Annotated in this window: 1 protein-coding gene; it reads left to right on the top strand. The window is 40.6% G+C overall.

Translation table 11 applies throughout. The annotated features are described in order from the left end of the window. Positions 1 to 16: 16 nt before the first annotated feature. Positions 17 to 1,362, top strand: a protein-coding gene (locus tag HQN88_RS37175; protein WP_173121629.1) for an IS3 family transposase whose coding sequence is annotated in 2 segments (ribosomal slippage) — positions 17 to 458 and positions 458 to 1,362 — 1,347 coding nt in all. Because the reading frame shifts where the segments join, the coding sequence is not laid out codon by codon here. Positions 1,363 to 1,393 lie beyond the last annotated feature (31 nt).

Genomic DNA, 1,393 nt, shown 5'->3' with positions numbered 1-1,393 from the left:
GGTGCAGTTTTTCTATATGTCCAAATTAACACCACAAGAAAAAATACAAGCTGCAAGAAGGTACCTTGAGGGAAAGGAAAGTCAGGATACCGTAGCTCAAAGTGTTGGGATATCCAAAGCTATTCTTCAGACGTGGATACGTCAGTACCAAATTCAAGGAGAAGATTCTTTTAAAAAGGGCTATACAGCTTATCCAACGGAATATAAACTGATGGTACTTAGCTATATAACCGAACATGGGACGTCTCTCCGCGAAGCAGCTGCAATCTTTAATATTCCAACACATTCTATACTATCCCGTTGGAAGAAAGAGTTTAAGACAAAAGGTGGAGACGCCCTGAAATCAAAGAAAAAGGGGCGTCCATCCATGAAGAAAGATAATAAACCAACTCCACCTGAAGGATCGAATGAGGCACTACAGGCGGAAATAGAGCGTTTGCGGATGGAGAATGCCTACTTAAAAAAGTTGAATGCCTTAGTGCAAAGCAAGGAAAAGTTACGAAGCAAATCAAAGCGCAAGTAATCTTTGAACTAAGGCTAGACTACCCAATTACTTCATTACTCCAATTGGCTCAGATACCACGCAGTAGCTATTATTACTGGCAGAGTACGAAAGAGCAGCCAGATAAGGATGATGAGCTCAAAGCTCGTATTACAGCCATCTACCATAAACATAAAGGTCGTTACGGTTATCGTCGAATTACAGACGAATTGCGTAATGAAGGAAAGACTGTGAATCATAAAAAAGTGCAGCGTATCATGCATGAACTTCACTTGCAGTGTATCGTCCGCATGAAAAAATACCGTTCGTATAAAGGAACTGTCGGAAAGATTGCGCCAAACATCTTAGAAAGGGATTTCACTGCTTCTAAACCCAACGAGAAATGGGTAACCGACATTACCGAATTTAAGCTCTTTGGTGAGAAGTTGTATTTATCGCCTATATTGGATTTGTATAACGGGGAAATCATTACGTACACCTTGGAGTCACGTCCAGTTTATTCGCTTGTATCTAGCATGCTAGATCAAGCATTTAAGAGGCTGCATGACAATGACAGGCTTCTCATCCACTCCGATCAGGGCTGGCATTACCAGATGAGCAAATATCAACAAGCATTGAAAGAATATGGCGTTACACAAAGCATGTCACGTAAGGGAAATTGTTATGATAATGCTGTTATTGAAAGTTTCTTTGGCACCTTAAAATCAGAATTCTTATATGTACAGCAGTTTGAAAGCATAGAACAATTCAAAGTGGAGCTAGAAGAGTACATGAACTATTACAATCACGAGCGCATCAAGAAAAAACTAAAAGGCATGAGCCCGGTACAGTACCGAACTCATGCCTCACAGGCTGCATAACATAAATGTCTAACTTTTGGGGGTCAGTTCA

Origin of the sequence: Paenibacillus qinlingensis (assembly GCF_013204845.1) — a bacterium.
GTDB lineage: Bacteria > Bacillota > Bacilli > Paenibacillales > NBRC-103111 > Paenibacillus_E > Paenibacillus_E qinlingensis.
Note: the sequence above shows the minus strand (reverse complement) of the source record. Positions and strands in the feature narration are given on the sequence as shown.